Below are 16,770 nucleotides of genomic sequence, written 5' to 3'. Positions count from 1 at the left end.
TTCGCGAACTTCGACGTCAGAAACCTCTCCGTACCCTCCGTGGGCCGGTGATACATCCACGACAACAGACCCAGCGCGAACATGTTCTTGCTCCGCTCGGCCTCCTTACGCGACAGGTCGAAATCCTTCAGCGCCTGAACCGTCAACGACGTCAACGGCACCGGATGCAGGTGATAACCATCCAGCGAACCGTCCTCCAGCGGACTGCTCCCATAGCCCACCTTCGCCATCGCCCGCTTGGTGAACTCATCCGTATTGACGATGATCTCCGCACCCCGCGGCAGGTCGCCGATGTTCGCCCTCAACGCCGCCGGATTTATCGCCACCAGCACGTTCGGCGCATCACCCGGCGTGAGAATGTCATGGTCGGCGAAATGCAGCTGGAAAGACGAGACGCCCGGCAGCGTGCCGGCAGGGGCCCGGATCTCGGCCGGGAAATTCGGCAGCGTCGACAGATCGTTCCCGAAGGACGCCGTCTCCGAAGTGAAACGATCACCGGTGAGCTGCATACCGTCACCGGAATCCCCGGCGAAACGAATGATCACCCGGTCCAGGCGGCGGACTTCTTTGTCACACGCCCCTGTCACGTCAGGGGCGGCAAGTCGACCGGACATGGCTCTCCAGGAGGGTCGGTTGGGGCACGGTCGGGTGTGCGTGTGGACGTACGAGGGTGCAACCCTGGCACCGGGTGGCGGGGGCGGGCGGCGCGGCGAACGATTCATGACAGAGGTTCAACTGGCCAAAGCGCCGGGGGTGTGGGCCGGGTGAGCGGGCTGGGCTCATGGCCGGTGCGCTGAGCTTGGGTCTGCCATGTTCCGTCCTGTGGACGGGAGTTGGGCTGTGGATGTTGAAGTCGGCTGAGGACGCCGGGGTGTTCAAGTGTCCAGTGCCGGGTGCGGGCGGGTTGGCTACGCTCGGCTGGCCAGGAGGTTGGCCGGTTCCGGCCCGGTGTGGCTGGGTGGCGAAGGGACGCAATGACAGTGAACAGCACGTGGTTCCGGCGTTTCACCACGGGCGCGGGGAATGGGCCGCGGCTTGTGTGCTTCCCGCATGCGGGGGGTTCCGCGACGGCGTACGTGCAGCTGGCGCGTACGCTGCCCGCGGATTTCGATGTGCTGTCGGTGCAGTACCCGGGGCGCCAGGACCGTTACCGCGAGGCGCCGTTCACGGACCTGGCCCCGCTCGTGGAGGCGGTGGCCGAGGAGCTGGCCGACGTACTGGCCGCGGAGCCCGGACGGCCGTACGCCCTGTTCGGGCACAGCATGGGCGCGCTCGTCGCGTACGAGACGGCCCGGCTGCTCGCGCGGGGCGAACTGCCCGGCCCGCAGCGGCTGTTCCTGTCCGGGCGGGGGGCGCCGCTCCCCGGGGCCGGCGGACACGACGGCCTGTACGAGGACGACGACGTGCTGGCCGAGGTGCGCAGGCTGGGCGGCACCGATCAGGCCATGCTCGACAACCCCGAGGTGCTGGAGATGGTGTTGCCGGCGCTGCGCGCCGACTACGGGGCGCTGGCCACGTACAGGTGGCGTGAGGGTGAGCCGCTCACGGCTGCGGTGACCGTCCTGGTCGGGGACTGCGACCCGATGGTGAGCGTCCAGGAGGCTCAGACGTGGCGGGAGCACACCAGCGGTGAGTTCGCGCTGAAGGTGTTCTCCGGCGGCCACTTCTACCTCGTCGACCATGTCGGGCAGGTCGCCGCGGCCGTCACCGAGGGGCTGCTCGCCGGCTCTGCCTCCTCCTGACCGGTGTCGTAGGGCGTGCCGGCGGGGGCGCGTGTCAGGGTTCGGGGTGGCCGCGGTAGGGGTCCGGCTCAATGTCACCGGTCGGTCTTGACCCTGCCCCAAGGTCAGGGTGGACGCTGATCGCATGACCTCCTCCCCCACCTCTGCCTGGTCCGGCATGGTTCCCGTCGACGACACGGCTCTGGCCGTCACCGACTCCCGCGGGACGGGCCGTCCCCTCGTCTATCTGAACGGTTCCTATGCCGATCACCGGCCCTGGCGGCCGCTGATCGGTGAACTGGGCACCGGCTGGCGGCACATCACGTTCGACGAGCGGGCCCGCGGCCGGTCGAAGCGGTCGGCTGACTACTCCTTCGAGGCGTGTGTGAGAGACATCGACGCCGTCCTGGAGGCGACCGGGGTGGAGCGGCCGCTGCTGGTCGGCTGGTCCTACGGTGCGGCGCTCGCGGTGCACTGGGCCGAGCGTCATCCGGACCGTGTCCTGGGGGTGGTGTGCGTGGACGGGGCTGTGCCGTACGGGCTGACCGGTGAGGAGGGCCAGGTGCGGATCCGGCGTCTGTTCCGCCGGATGCGGTGGCTGCTGCCGCTGCTGCGGCCGCTGGGCATGGCCGCGCGGATGACCGCCGACCAGCATGCCGAGATCAACATCGAGGCCAACGAGATCAACGCCTCCATCGCGCCGGTCCTCGACCGCGTGAGGTGCCCGGTGCGCTATGTCCTGGCCACGGGTGCCAGCCTCGGCGGGGGCCAGGAGGAGATGGAGCGGATGCGGGCCTCCCTCGATCCGGTGCTCGCCCGCAATGCCCACCTCGAGGTGAGCGCGAAGGTCGCGAGCAACCACTCCCACATTCTGCGCAAGGACTTCCGGGCCATCGCCGAGGCCGTGCGTGAGACGGCGGCCGCTCACGATCACAGGGCGCGCTGAGCGGATGGCGTACGGGCTCACGATCGGTCAGGTGGCCGCGTTCGCCGGTGTCACGGTGAAGACCGTGCGTCACTATCACCGGCTCGCTCTGGTCGAGGAGCCGGAACGCGACAGCTCGGGCTATCGCCGCTACGGGTCGTCCGACATGGTGCGGCTGGTCCAGGTCCGCACGCTGGCCGGGGCGGGCGTGCCGCTGGCCGAGATCGGGGGTCTGCTGGATGCCGGTCCTGAGCGGTTCGCCTGCGCTCTGGAGGATGTGGAGCGGCGGCTGACCGATCGGATCGAGGAGCTGATCGCGCGGCGCGCGGTGCTGCACCGGCTGGCCGCCGGCGACCGGCTGCTGCTGCCCGAGCGTGCCTGCGTGGCGTTGGACCGGCTCGCCGAGTTCGGCTTCGGTGCCGCATACGTGGCCATGCAGCAGGAGGCGCTGGTGCTGGCCCGTGCCCTGGTGCCGGAGGTCTTCGACCGCTTCCTGATCCAGATCGAGCGCCAGCTGGGTGATCCTGAGTACGTGGAGCTGCTGAAGCGCTGCCAGGACGCCGAGTCGTGGGATCTGGACGACCCGCGGCTGGGCGAGCTTGCCCGCGCCCTGTCCGCCAAGCTGCTGTCCCACCGTGAACTGCTGGCGATGCCGGCCGAGTTCCGGGCCAGGCCCGACGCCGCCACCCGCTACGGGCTGATCAACCATCACCGGGAGGACCAGGCGCCGGCGGCTGCCCGGCTGAACGAGCTGCTCGAGGCGAACCTGCGCGCGGCCGGTGTCGACATCCCGCATCAGTGACGGCCGCCCGGCGGGCTGTGGTGAGTGCCGCCGGGCCGGCCTGCGGGGGTTAGAGGACTGCGCCCTCCTTCGTCCTCCTGCGCAGGGTCGGCCTGCTGGACTGGGCGAGGTCTTGCCACATGTCCGACAGGCCGGTGACGGTGCGTGCCGCGAACAGTCTGCGGATCGACACCTCCTGGTTCAGCTCCGAGCGGATCAGGCCGACCAGCCTGATCGCCCGCAGGGAGTTCCCGCCGAGGTCGAAGAAGTCCTCGTCGATGCCCACCCGGTCCAGCTCGAGGACGTCGGCGAAGGCCGCGGCCAGGATCCGCTCGGTGTCGTTGCGCGGTGCCCGGTACGTTGCGTCGTCGAACTCGGGCTCCGGCAGCGACGCCCGGTCCACCCTCCCGCCCGCTGTCACCGGGAGGCGCTCGATCACCGTGAACAGGGCCGGCACCATGGGCTCCGGCAGCCTCCCCGCGGCGAAGCGGCGCAGCTCCTGGGGCGAGACGGTCTGGCCGGCGGCCGGGACCACGTAGGCCACCAGCCGCTGCTGGCCCGAGCTGTCCTGCCGGACGGCCACAACCGACTGGGCCAGCTTGGTGTGCTCGGCGAGCGTCTCCTCGATCTCGGCCGGTTCGACGCCGAGTCCGCGGACGTCCGCCTGGGTGTCGGTGCGGCCCACGTACTCCAGCCGGCCGTCGGTGGTCCACCGCATGCGGTCTGAGGTGCGGTACATGAGCCGGCCGGGCGGGCCGAACGGGCAGGGCACGAAACGCTGTGCGCTGTGCCCGGGGCGCCCGAGGTATCCGCGTGCCACGCCGGGTCCGGCCACGTACAGCTCTCCCGTCACGCCTGCGGGGACGGGCGTGAGTCCCGGTCCCAGGACGTAGAGGGCGGTGTGGTCGGCCGGAGGGCCCACCTGGCCTGTGGGGTGGGCCGGTTCGTGTGCGGCGAGGCGGTGGGATGCGGCCAGCAGGGTCGTTTCCGCCGGGCCGTGAGCGGTGATGATCGTCAGCTCGGGGCAGGCCGTGCGTATCCGTCGCAGGGCGGCGGCGGGCACGTGGTCGCCGCCGGTCCACACCGTGCGCAGTCCGGCCAGGCTCTCGGGGCGCGTGGCCGCGATCGCCGAGAACAGGGCCGGGGGCAGCCACACCGTGGAGATGTCGTGCGCCGCGCGTGCCTGGGCCAGGGCGTCGATGTCCAGCTCCCCCGGCTCGGCCACGACGACTCGGCCGCCGTTCAGCAGGGGCACCCATACTTCGAGGGCGAGCGCGTCGGAGGTGGGCGGGGTATGCCACAGCATGGTGATGTGGCCGGCCTGCCGGCGGTGGCGGTCGGTGACGAGCCGCCGCATGCTGCGGTGCGTCACCGCGACGGGGGCCGTGCCGGCCGGTGCGGAGCCGTACATCACGGCCAGGAGGTTGTCCGGGCGGGGTGGGACGGCAGCCGTGTGGGCGCCGCCGGTGTCGGCGGCGGCGGTGGTGGCGGCGGCGGTGGTGTCCGCGGCGGTGGCGGTGGTGTCCGCGGCGGTGGCGGTGGTGTCCGCGGCGGTGGCGGTGGTGTCCGCGGCGGTGGCGGTGGTGTCCGCGGCGGTGGCGGTGGTGTCCGCGGCGGTGGCGGTGGTGTCCGCGGGGAGGTCGTCGAGCACGATGGCCGCAGCACCGAGGCCGGAGGGGAGCGTTGGGGCGGTTGCGGCATCGGTGAGCAGGAGGTGTGCCGAGGCGTCGTCGACCACCGAGGTGATGTGCGCGGCCGGGGAGGCCGGGTCGATCGGCAGGTAGGCTCCGCCCGCCTTCACCACCCCCAGCAGGGCGGTGATCAGGTCCGCCGACCGGGGCAGGGCCACCGCCACGACCGTCTCGGGTCCGACGTGGTGCTCGCGCAGCGCCCGGGCCAGGTGGCCGGCACGCTCGTCCAGGTCCCGGTAGGAGAGCGTCGAGTCGCCGTAGGCCACCGCGACGGCGTCGGGGTGTCGCTGCACCTGGCGGGCGAACAGTTCGGCCGTCGTCACGTCCGGGTCCGGGTCGTGCGTGTCGTCGGGTGTCGTCAGGAGCCGGTCGCGCTCGGCGCCGCCGGTCACGTCCAGGGCGCCGACGGGCTGTGCGCCGGCGGCGACCACGGCGCGGATGTGGGCGATCAGCTCCTCGCCGATGAAGCGCAGTTCCGCGCGGGAGTAGAGGGTCGCGGGGGCGTCGAGGCGGATGAACAGGTCGCTGTCGGCGCTGCCGTCCTTGTAGACGCCGATCGACAGTTCGTCGAAGGCTCCGGTCGTGCCGCCGAGGTAGCGTGCCGGGTGGTCGGCGAAGTGGAGCTGTTCGACGAAGTCGACGACGTTCATGACGGTGCCGAAGCTGCCGCGGTCGCTCAGGACGGTGTCGCTCGCGCGCTGGATGTCGGAGTAGTGGCAGGCGGTGTGGCCGAAGATCTCGTACGTCTCGTCGACCATCGCGTCCGCGATCTCGGTGAAGGTCGCGCCGAGCGGCACCCTGACCCGTACCGGCACCACGTTGACCGCCAGGCCGGGCGTCCTGCTCGCCACCCCGATGCGGTTGCCGACGGCCAGTGAGAGGAGGAACTCGGGGCGGTCGCAGCGGTGGCGGAAGTACACGGCGGCGGCCGTGGTCAGCATGGTGGACATCCACACGCCCATGGACTGCGCGGCCTCGGTCCACGTGTCGGCCTCGGCGCGCGGCACGGTCAGGGTCCGGCTGACCATGCCGATGGGTTCGGTCAGCTCCCCCCAGCGGTCGGCGCTGCCCATCGGCTCGCCGAGCGCAAGGCGGGTCGCCTCGGACAGGGCGACGCGCGGAATCCGCGCGGGCGGGGGTGCGTCGGTCAGGTAGTCGCGCCAGAACTCGGTGTCCTTGGTGAAGGCCGGGGAGGCGAGGTAGTCGGTTGCCTCGGTGGCGAAGGACTCGGCGTCCCAGGGGTGCGGCAGCCGGGATGGCTGCTCCCCGCGCGCCAGGGCCGTGTACACCTCGGCGAGGCGTCGTGAGAGCAGGCCGCCGGTGCCGAACCCGTCCGATATGAGGTGGTGGTAGGCGATCACCACGAGGGAGCGGTCCTGGGCGAGTTTCACCACGCCCAGCCGGAACAGCAGGTCGTGCCGGAGGTCGAACGGTTTGCGCACCAGGTCGGCCAGCGCTTCGCGCGCCGCCTGTTCGGGATCGGTCTCGGTGCTGAGGTCCCAGAAGAAGGGGCGCCAGCCATCCAGTTGACGGGGTGTCAGGCGCAGGCCGGTGCCGTCGTCGGCGAAGGTGACGCGCAGGACCTCCGCCTCGTCCATCACGTGCAGGAACGCGGATTCCATGACCGCCGCGTCGAGTTCACCGTCCACATCCCACATGGTCAGCGCATGGTTCAGCGTGTCGTCAGACACTGCCTCCGCCAGCCACAGTCCTTTATGCGCAGACGACGCGCCGAACGAACGCACACGGATCAACCCCTCGGGAATCAGGTCCGGGAATCGGAGGAATTCGCAGATCACCCCCACCTTCACGGGAGGTGGCGCGGCCGGGCAAGACACCTTGGTGCCCGGCGGGACAGGCCGCTTTCGCACTTGCGGTGTCCCGCCGGCGGGACATTCCTAGCGGGTGGCCAGCGAGGTCGTGATGTGGTCGGCGACCCGTCTCGGGCAGGGGTGGCGCAGCACCAGGTTCGCCCTCAGCTTGAGTCCGGTGGACGCGGTCAGGCGTTTGCTCAGCTCCACCGACAGCAGCGAGTCGAATCCGATCTCCTTGAACTCCTGGTCGGGGTTGATGGACTGGCTGGAGGGGTGGCCGAGGACGACGGCGACCTTCTCCAGGACGTGTGCGAGGACCAGTGCCCGCGCGTCGTCGCCGGGCAGGGCGCGGACCCTGTCGGACAGGGGGACGAGGGAGTCCTCGTCTGCGGGGGGTGGTGGCGGGGGCGTCTCGGCCGCCGGCGTGGTGGTGTGCGGGGAGTTGAGCCAGTACCGCCGGCGCTGGAAGGCGTACGTGGGCAGGTCCACCCGTCGGCGTGTTGCGAACAGGGCGCCCCAGTCGACGTTTCCGCCCTGGACGTGGAGTTGGGCCAGCGAGCCGAGCACGGCCTCCACCTCGCCCCGGTCGCGCCGCGACGACGACAGGACCACCGCGTCGTGAACGTCCTCGACGATCTCCTGCACCGGGACGGTCAGGACGGGGTGCGGGCTCATCTCGATGAACACCCTGAATCCGTCGTCGGCCAGCCGCCGGACGGACGGTTCGAAGAGGACTTTCTCGCGCAGGTTGTCGTACCAGTACGCGCCGTCGAGCCGGGCGGTGTCGATGACTTCGCCGTAGAGGGTCGAGTAGAAGGGCAGCGTGGACGTTTTCGGGCTGACGTCGGACAGGGAGCTGCTCACCTGGTCGCGGACCCGGGCCACGTGGTGGGAATGGGAGGCGTAGTCGACCTTTATTCTGCGGGCCTGGGTGCCGTCGGCCTTCATCTTCTCGACGAATTCGTCGAGTGCGTCCGGTTCGCCGGACACCACCACGGAGCGGGGTCCGTTGACGACGGCGACGCTCACCTTCTCGCTCCACGGAGCCAGGCGTTCGGTGACGACGTCCGCGGACTGGGCGATGGAGGCCATCGCGCCGTGGCCGATCAGGTCCACCAGGGCCTTGCTGCGCAGCGCCACGACTTTGGTGGCGTCCCGCAGGGACAGTGCACCGCAGACGTAGGCGGCGGCTATCTCGCCCTGGCTGTGTCCCACCACCGCGGCCGGCCGCACACCCCAGGACTGCCACAGGCCGGCCAGGGACACCATCACCGAGAACAGGGCCGGCTGCACCACGTCCACCCGCTCCAGTGTCGGTGCTCCCTCCACACCGTGCACGACGTCGAGCAGCGACCAGTCGACCCATTCGGCCAGTGCGGCGTCGCACGCGTCGAGGGTCTGCGCGAAGACGGGGAAGGTGTCATACAGCCGGCGGCCCATGCCGGCCCACTGCGAGCCCTGGCCGGGGAAAAGGAAGGCGACGCCGCCGAGGCTCCGCGCGGCGCCGGACACCACCCCGGTGGACTCCGTGCCGGTGCTCAGTGACGCCAGGTTGCTCAGCAGTTCGTCGCGGTCGCGGCCCAGCACCACGGCGCGGTGCTCGAAGAGGGACCGGCTCGACAGCAGCGACCAGCCGACGTCGGCGACGTCCGCGCCCGGCCGGTCGGCGAGGGCGTCGCGCAGCCGGCCCGCCTGCCGGCGCAGGGCGGGCGCGGTCTTGCCCGAGACCAGCCACGGCACCAGCCCGCCGACGACGGCCGGCTGCGGGCCGCGCCCGTCCGCCGGCCCCCGCCCCTGCTGCTCCCGCTCTTGCTGCTCCTGCTCCTGCTCCTGCTGCTGTGGTGGTTCTTCGAGGATCACGTGGGCGTTGGTGCCGCTGACGCCGAACGAGGACACCGCGGCCCGCCGCGGGCCGTCCCCGCGAATCCATTCACGCCCCTGTTTCAGCAGTTCGACCGTGCCGGAGGACCAGTCGACGTGCGTGGAGGGCGCCTGCACGTGCAGCGTCTTGGGCAGGTGCCCGTGGCGCATGGCCATCACCGCCTTGATGACCCCGGCGACCCCGGCGGCGGCCTGGGCGTGGCCCATGTTCGACTTCAGGGATCCCAGCCACAGTGGCCTGTCCCGGGCCCGGTCCTTGCCGTAGGTCGCCAGCAGGGCGCCCGCCTCGATGGGGTCGCCGAGGACGGTTCCGGTGCCGTGGGCTTCGACCAGGTCCACCGCGCCGGCGGGGACGCCCGCGTTCGCCAGCGCCTTGCGGATCACCTGCTCCTGGGCGCGGCCGTTGGGGGCGGTCAGCCCGTTGCTGGCCCCGTCCTGGTTGACCGCGGAACCGCGCACGACGGCGAGCACCGGGTGGCCGTTTCGGCGGGCGTCGGACAGCCGCTCCAGCAGCAGCACCCCCGCTCCCTCGGCCCAGCCGGTTCCGTCGGCCTGGTCCGCGAAGGCCTTGCACCGGCCGTCGGGCGACAGAGCGCGCTGGCGGGCGAACTCCACGAAGGCCGCGGGCGTCGACATCACCAGCGCCCCGCCGGCCAGGGCGAGCGAGCACTCCCCCGCGCGCAGTGACTGCACCGCCAGGTGCAGGGCGACCAGCGACGACGAGCACGCCGTGTCGACGGACATCGCCGGCCCGGTCAGGCCCAGTTCGTACGCCACCCGGCCCGAGGCGACGCTCAGCGAGCTGCCGTACAGCAGGTAGCCCTCCAGGTCGCTGCGGCCCGCCTCCAGAAAGCGCCACCCGTACTCGGTCGAGCTGACCCCGCTGAAGACGCCGACGTCGGCGCCGCGTACCTCGGCGGGGACGATGCCGGCCCGCTCGAAGGCCTCCCACGACGTCTCCAGCAGCAGGCGCTGCTGCGGGTCGGTCGCCAGCGCCTCCCGCGGGCTGATGCCGAAGAAGTCCGCGTCGAAGCCGGCCACGTCCGTCAGGAACCCTCCCTGCCGCACGTAGGCGCTGCCGGTGGTGTCGGGGTCCGGGTCGTACACGTCCCGCCACCCGCGGTCGGTGGGGAACTCGCCCACGACGTCCTGTCCGTGGCGGACCACCTCCCACAGCTCCTCGGGCGAGGACACGCCTCCCGGGTAGCGGCACGCCATGGCCACCACGGCGATCGGTTCGCCGCGGCCGGCCTTCAGGGCGTCGTTCTCCTGGCGGAGGCGGTCGCGCTCCTCCAGCAGTGTGCGAAGCGCCCGCTGGACCCGGTCCGCGCCCTCCGCCGTGCGATCCGCGGGGTTGGTCATCGTCACTACCTCTTCTCGTCCAGAGCCAGGTCGACCAGAGCTTCCAGGTCCAGGTCCGACAGTTCGTCCGCCGGGGGTGGCGTGTTCGCGGTCGGTGTGTCGCCGCCCGCCTCGGGCGGGGCGGCGCAGGCCAGGACCAGCTCCAGCAGGCCCGCCTCGCGCAGGCTGTCGACCGAGACGGTGCGCAGCACTGCCCGGATGTCCGCGTCCTGGTCCGTGTTCTCGTCCGGGTTCTCGTCCGGGTTCTCGTCCGGTGCCGGGCGCAGCAGGTCGTGCAGGTGCTCGCCCAGCTCGCGTGGTGTCGGGTAGCTGAAGACGAGGGTGGTCGCCAGGCGCAGTCCGGTGGCGGCCGCCAGGCGGTTGCACAGTTCGACCGAGGTCAGCGAGTCGAATCCGAGCTGGGTGAATGCCTGCTCGGTGTCGACGACCGCGCCGGAGGGGTGTCCGAGCACGATGGCGACCTGGTCGCGGACCCAGTCCAGGACGGCTGCCCGCGCCTCGTCGCCCGGCAGGGCGGCCAGCCGGGCGGGCAGGCCGGCAAAGCCGCCGTCCTTGGTCGTGTCCGCCCTGCTGCGGCGTGGGCGGCCGCCGTCGGCGAGGTCGCGCAGCAGCGGCGGCAGTTCGTCGCCGCCCTGCTCGCGCAGCGCGGCGACGTCCACCCGGGCCGGGATGAGGAGGGGCTTGTCGAGCGCGTGGGCCGCGTCGAACAGGGCCAGGGCCTCGGGTGTGGGCATCGGGGCGATGCCCATCCGCCGCAGCCGCAAGAGGTCGGCCTGGTCCAGGTCCTCGGTCATGCCGCTGCTCTGCTCCCACCAGCCCCAGGCGAGCGAGGTGCCGGGCAGGCCGGACGCCTTGCGCTGGGCCGCCAGAGCGTCCAGGAAGGCGTTGGCTGCGGCGTAGTTCGCCTGTCCCGCGGTGCCCAGGGTGCCGGCGAGGGCGGAGAAGTGGATGAACGCCGACAGGGTGTGGTCCTTTGTCAGCTCGTGCAGGGTGAGTGCACCGCCGGCCTTGGCGTGCAGCACGCGGTCGATGCCGGCCGCGGTCAGTGACTCGACGGTGCCGTCGGCCAGCACCCCGGCCGCGTGCACGATGGCGGTCAGCGGATAGCGCGGGGGCATGTCGGCGAGCAGGTCGGCCACGGCGGCCCGGTCGGCGATGTCGCAGGCCACCACGCGCACCACAGCGCCCGCTGCCTCCAGGTCCGCCACCAGCTCGCGGGCCCCGTCGGCCGCCGCTCCCCGGCGGCCGGCCAGCACCAGGCTGCGCACGCCGTGTTCGGCCACGAGGTGCCGGGCCACGAGCGAGCCCACTCCCCCGGTCCCGCCGGTGACCAGCACGGTGCCGCCGCCGAAGCCGCCGCCCACCTCGAAGACCAGCTTGCCGACGTGCCGTCCCTGGCTCATCTCGCGAAACGTCCTGCGCGCGTCGCGGATGTCGCGGACGGAGACGGGGCTCAGCCGCACCCGCCCGTCGGCGAACAGCTCCATGACCTTGCGGAACATGGTGTGGATGGCCTGCGGCCCGGCCGCGTAGAGGTCGAAGGCCTCGTAGCCGACGGTGGGGTGGTCGGCCGCCACCTGGTGGGGGTCGCGGATGTCGGTCTTGCCCATCTCGATGAAGCTGCCGCCCTCGGCGAGCAGCGTCAGCGAGGCGTCGACGAAGGTGTGCGCGAGGGAGTTCAGGACGACGTCCACACCGCGGCCGCCCGTGGCGGTGCGGAACTTCTCGGCGAAGTGCAGGTCGCGCGAGGACGCCAGGTGGGCGTCGTCCAGGCCCAGGGCGCGCAGGGCGGGCCACTTGGCCGGGCTCGCGGTGGCGTAGATCTCGGCGCCGACGTGCCGGGCCAGTTGGACGGCGGCCATCCCGACGCCGCCCGCCGCGGCGTGGATGAGGATCCGCTGGCCCTTCTTCAGCTTCGTGACGTGGAAGAGGGCGTAGTAGGCGGTGAGGAAGGTGCTCGGCATCGACGCGGCCTCGGCGTAGCTCCAGCCGTCGGGGACGGGCGTGAGCATGCGGTGGTCGGCCACGGCCACGCGGGCGAACGCGCCGGGGAAGATGCCGGTCACCCGGTCGCCCGGGGCCACAGCGGTGACGTCGTGGGCCACCTCCAGCACCACTCCGGCGCCCTCGCTGCCGAGCCCGGCGTCGATGGCGGTGCGGTCGATGAGTCCCAGGGCGATGGTGACGTCGCGGAAGTTGAGGCCGGCGGCCTGCACGGCGATGCGGACCTGCCCGCTCGTCAGGGGTGCTTCCACCTCGGGGCACGCCACCCAGGTCAGGTTCTCCAGGGTCCCCTTGCGCGGGATGCCCAGCCGGTGCGGGCCGGTGGCCGGGGGTTCGAGACGGTGGTCGGCGGGTTGGGCCGGCGTCATGCGGGGCACGAGGCAGCTGCCGTCGCGCAGCGCCAGTTGGTCCTCGCCGAGGGCGAGGGCGTCCGTGAGGCGGGCCCAGGAGGTTTCCTCGTCGTCGATGTCCACCAGCCGGAACCTGCCGGGGTGCTCGGTCTGGGCGGAGCGGATCAGGCCCCACACGGACGCGCCGGGAAGGCTTTCGACGCTGTCGCCCGCACCGGTGTCGACGGCACGGCGGGTGAGTACCACCAGCGTGCAGGGGGCGAGTGCGTCCTCGGCGAGGAAGCGCTGGACGCACTCCAGGACGCCCTTGTCCGCGGTGGCGACCGCGGCCAGCAGATCGGGGCGGGTGCCGGGGCCGACGGTGGTGGCGTCGTCCGGGCACAGGACGAGGTGGCGGGGTGCACGGCCCGCGGGGATGTCGTCCAGGGACGCGTAGAACGCGGTGTCCTTGCCGCCCGCCTCGGCGAGGCGGGCGGCAAGGCCGTGGCGGGTGCCGAGCACCCCCCACGGCGTGCGGGGGGTGTGTGGTGTGCCGGGCCGGGCCGCTCGCCACTGCAGTTCGTACAGCGGCTGCCGGTGCCCGCCGCGGGCCGCGAGCACCTGCTCGGCGCTCGCCGGACGGAACGTCAGCGCTTCGACGTGGGCGATCGTGCGGCCGTGCTCGTCGGCGGCCGTCAGGGACACGACGCCTTCGCCGGCCGGGCGCAGCCGCACCCGTACGGTCGGGCCGCACTGGCCGGCCAGGGTCACGCCGGACCATGCGAAGGGCATCCAGCCCTTTTGGCCCGTCACCTCGATGACACCGCCGGCCACCGCCGCGTGCAGCACGGTGTCGATCAGCGCGGGATGCAGTGCGAACCCGGCGCCGGCCGCCTCGGCCGTCTGCGGGAGGGTGGCGAGCGCGTAGAGGTCGTCGCCGTGCTGCCACACTTCGCGCAGCCCGCGGAAGGCCGGACCGTAGTCGAAGCCCCCGTCGGCGAGGGAGTCGTAGAGACGGGCGGTGTCGATGGGCCGGGCCCCGGCCGGCGGCCACGCGGCCGGCGCTCGCGTGTCGTCGGCCCGGGCGGCGGTGCGGGGGGTGTGCGGTGACAGGTTCCCCATGGCGTGGCGGGTCCAGCCGCCCGTGGTCGGGGTGTCCTCGCCAAGGCGTGAGTACACGTCCAGGCTGCGGCGTCCCGTCTCGTCCACGGCGCCGACGACGACCCGCACCTGCACGTCGCCCGGGTCGGGCAGGATCAGGGGGACTTCCAGGGAGAGTTCCCCGACCGCGGCGCACCCGACGTGCTCGCCCACCGACAGTGCCAGGTCCAGGTAGGCCGTCGCCGGTACGACGACCTGGCCGAACACGGTGTGATCGGCCAGCCAGTCGTGGGTGCGCAGGGACCAGCGGCCGGTGAACACCACCTCGCCGGTGGCGGGGTGGTCGACCACGGCGCCCAGCAGCGGGTGGGTGAGGGCGGACAGGCCGGCGGAGGCCACGTCGGCCGACTCCATGCCGGCCAGGAAGTCCAGCCAGTACCGCCGGCGCTGGAAGGCGTAGGTCGGAAGGTCCACCCGCCGGCGTGTGGTGAACAGGGCGTCGCGGTTCACGCGGGCGCCGCGGACGTGGAGTTGGGCCAGCGCGCCGGCCAGCGCCTCGGCCGGGCTTCGGTCGCGCCGCGACGACGACAGGACCACCGCGTCGCGGACACCGTCGGCGGCGAAGGCCTCCTGGGTGATGCTCGCGAGCGTGGCTGCCGGCCCCACGTCCAGGAAGACGCCCGCCCCCGCGGCGCGGGCGCACTCGATGGCGTCGTGGAAGCGGACGGGTTCGCGGACGTGGCTCACCCAGTAGTCGGCGGACGTCAGCTCCTGCAGGGTGGCCTCGCGGCCCAGCCTGGTCGAGACGATCGGGATCGTCATCTCGCCGCCGGTGGGCAGCGCGTGCAGCGCCGTGGCGAACTCGTCCAGGATCGGGTCCATGAGCGGGGAGTGGAACGCGTGGTCGACCTGGAGGAGTTTCGCCGACGTGCCGGCGGCGACGAGCTGGTCGCGGAGGGTGTGGACCTGGTCGCGCAGGCCCGAGACCACCACCGATTCGGGGCCGTTGACGGCGGCGATGCCGACCCGGTCGTAGGGGCCCAGCAGGGTTGCCACGGCGGCTTGTGAGGCGCGTACCGCCAGCATGGCGCCGGCCTCGGTGACCGTCTGCATGATCCGTCCGCGCGCGGCCACGAGCCGGGTCGCGCCCTCCAGGTGGAGGACTCCGGACACGTGGGCGGCGGCGATCTCGCCGACCGAGTGGCCGATCAGGTAGTCGGGCTGCGGGCCGTAGCGGGTGATCAGCCGGTACAGGCTGACCTGCAGGGCGAACAGGGCCGGCTGCGCGATGTCGGTGCGCCGGCGGTCGGCGGGCTCGTCGGCGAGGAGCAGGGGTTTGAGGGCGAAGGGCAGATGTGCGTCGAAGTGTGCGCAGATCTCGTCGAGGCTGCGGGCGAAGACGGGGAAGGTGTCGTACAGCTGCCGTGCCACCCCGGCCCACGGGGAGCCCTGCCCGGGGAACATGAAGACGGATGTGCCGTATTCCGCGGCGACGCCGCGCACCAGCGTGGCGCAGTCCGCGCCCTCGCTCAGTGAGGCCAGAGCGCTCAGCAGCTCGTCCCGGTCGCGGCCCAGCGCGACGGCTCGGTGTTCGAACAGGGACCGGCTCGACGCCAGCGACCAGCCGATGTCGGCGACGTCCGCGTCCGGGTGGGCGGCGGCGAAATCGTGCAGCTTGCGGGCCTGGGCGCGCAGCGCCCCTTCCGAGCGCGCCGACAGTGTCCACGGCACCAGCCCGCCGACGCCGTCCGGGCTGTCGGCGGCGTCGGGCCCCGTCGCCTGCTCGGGTGCCGGCTCTTGGGCGGGTGCCTCTTCGAGGATGAGGTGTGCGTTGGTGCCGCTGGCCCCGAAGCTGGACACGCCGGCGCGCCGGGGCCGGTCCGGGGTGCTGGGCCACTGTCGTGCCTCGGTGAGCAGCTCGACGGCGCCCACCGACCAGTCGACGTGGGTGGAGGGCCGGTCCACGTGCAGGGTTCGGGGCAGTACGCCGTGCCGCATCGCCATGATCATTTTGATGATGCCGCCGACGCCCGCGGCGGCCTGGGTGTGGCCGATGTTCGACTTCAGCGACCCCAGCCACAGCGGGCTGTGCGCCGCGCGGTCCTGGCCGTAGGTGGCCAGCAGTGCCTGTGCTTCGATGGGGTCGCCCAGCGTCGTGCCGGTGCCGTGTGCCTCGACCGCGTCCACGTCGCTCGCCTGGATGCGGGCGTTGGCCAACGCGGCCTGGATGACGCGCTGCTGCGCCGGCCCGTTGGGTGCGGTCAGGCCGTTGGAGGCGCCGTCCTGGTTGATCGCCGAGCCGCGGATCACCGCCCACACGTGGCGCCCGTTGCGCCGCGCGTCCGACAGCCGCTCCAGGACGAGCATGCCGACGCCCTCGGAGAAGCCGGTGCCGTCGGCGGCGTCCGCGAAGGCCTTGCAGCGGCCGTCCGCCGCCAGGCCCCGCTGCCGTGAGAACTCCCTGAACACCTGTGGCGTCGCCATGACGGTGACGCCGCCGGCCAGGGCGAGGCCGCATTCGCCCTGGCGCAGCGACTGCACCGCCTGGTGCACCGTCACCAGGGAAGACGAGCAGGCGGTGTCGGTCGACACCGCCGGGCCCTCAAGGCCCAGCGTGTAGGCCACCCGGCCCGAGGCCACACTCAGCAGGGAGCCGGTCTGCGCGTACCCGGAGATGGTCTCGGGGGTGAAGAAGTGGTTGCCGTAGCCGAAGTAGGCGAGGCCGGCGAACACGCCGGTGTCGCTGCCGCGCAGGGTGTGCGGGTCGATGCCGGCTCTCTCCAGGGACTCCCAGGAGGTCTCCAGGAGCAGCCGCTGCTGCGGGTCGGCGGCGAGCGCCTCGCGCGGGTTGATCCCGAAGAAGTCGGCGTCGAAGTCACCCGCGTCGTGCAGGAACCCGCCGGAGCGGGTGGAGCAGGTGCCGGGCCGGTCCGGGTCGGGGTCGTGGAGGTTCTCCAGGTCCCAGTGGCGGTCGGTGGGGAAGTCCGACATGACGTCGGCGCCCGCCTCGACCAGTTCCCACAGGGCCTCCGGGGACGTGGCCCGGCCCGGGAAGCGGCAGGCCAGGCCCACCACAGCGACGGGCTCGGCGGCGGCCTCGGTGAGCTCCTGCAGGCGCTTGCGTGTTTCGATCAGCTCGATCGATGTCCGCTTGAGGTAGT

General features: G+C 72.4%; 7 protein-coding genes. 3 read left to right on the top strand and 4 right to left on the bottom strand.

All coding sequences use genetic code 11. The features are described 5' to 3' along the window. Positions 1–614, bottom strand: a 614-nt coding sequence (locus tag AQJ84_RS39730) for a 2-oxoacid:acceptor oxidoreductase family protein (RefSeq protein WP_211276885.1), incomplete at its 3' end; no start/stop codon positions are given. 360 nt (positions 615–974) lie between these two features. On the opposite strand from AQJ84_RS39730, the gene AQJ84_RS39725 reads away from it, so the two are divergent. The 3 genes from AQJ84_RS39725 to AQJ84_RS39715 all read left to right on the top strand — a co-directional run bounded on the left by AQJ84_RS39725 (position 975) and on the right by AQJ84_RS39715 (position 3,448). Continuing rightward, the gene (locus AQJ84_RS39725) at positions 975–1,742 is read left to right on the top strand and encodes a thioesterase II family protein (protein ID WP_030038826.1); all 768 of its coding nucleotides are present in this window, start codon (positions 975–977) and stop codon (positions 1,740–1,742) included. A 124-nt stretch (positions 1,743–1,866) separates the two neighbouring features. After that, positions 1,867–2,667: an alpha/beta fold hydrolase gene (locus AQJ84_RS39720; RefSeq protein ID WP_053190490.1), complete on the top strand. Its 801-nt coding sequence runs from the start codon at positions 1,867–1,869 to the stop codon at positions 2,665–2,667. Between the two features lie 31 nt (positions 2,668–2,698). Beyond that, the gene (locus tag AQJ84_RS39715; protein ID WP_259294281.1) at positions 2,699–3,448 is read left to right on the top strand and encodes a MerR family transcriptional regulator; all 750 of its coding nucleotides are present in this window, start codon (positions 2,699–2,701) and stop codon (positions 3,446–3,448) included. Between the two features lie 49 nt (positions 3,449–3,497). Here the strand turns inward: AQJ84_RS39715 and AQJ84_RS43355 are convergent, their stop codons facing one another. From AQJ84_RS43355 to AQJ84_RS39700, 3 genes are all read right to left on the bottom strand, one after another. Continuing rightward, positions 3,498–6,863, bottom strand: a complete 3,366-nt coding sequence (locus AQJ84_RS43355; protein ID WP_225889285.1) for a non-ribosomal peptide synthetase — start codon at positions 6,861–6,863, stop codon at positions 3,498–3,500. 153 nt (positions 6,864–7,016) lie between these two features. After that, positions 7,017–10,175 carry a type I polyketide synthase gene (locus AQJ84_RS39705; protein ID WP_053192297.1) on the bottom strand — a complete coding sequence of 1,053 codons (3,159 nt, stop codon included), beginning with the start codon at positions 10,173–10,175 and terminating at the stop codon, positions 7,017–7,019. A gap of 5 nt (positions 10,176–10,180) precedes the next feature. Beyond that, the gene (locus AQJ84_RS39700) at positions 10,181–16,741 is read right to left on the bottom strand and encodes a type I polyketide synthase (protein WP_450370812.1); all 6,561 of its coding nucleotides are present in this window, start codon (positions 16,739–16,741) and stop codon (positions 10,181–10,183) included. Positions 16,742–16,770 lie beyond the last annotated feature (29 nt).

It is taken from the genome of Streptomyces resistomycificus (assembly GCF_001514265.1).
GTDB classification, from domain to species: domain Bacteria; phylum Actinomycetota; class Actinomycetes; order Streptomycetales; family Streptomycetaceae; genus Streptomyces; species Streptomyces resistomycificus.
The sequence above is the reverse complement of the archived record's forward strand: the minus strand, read 5'-3'. Positions and strand labels throughout refer to the sequence as shown.

Excerpts from the sequence above, each read along its gene's own strand:
- AQJ84_RS39725 (WP_030038826.1), top strand. The coding sequence starts at position 975 with ATGACAGTGAACAGCACGTGGTTCCGGCGTTTCACCACGGGCGCGGGG.
- AQJ84_RS39720 (WP_053190490.1), top strand. The coding sequence starts at position 1,867 with ATGACCTCCTCCCCCACCTCTGCCTGGTCCGGCATGGTTCCCGTCGAC.
- AQJ84_RS39705 (WP_053192297.1), bottom strand. The coding sequence starts at position 10,175 with ATGACCAACCCCGCGGATCGCACGGCGGAGGGCGCGGACCGGGTCCAG.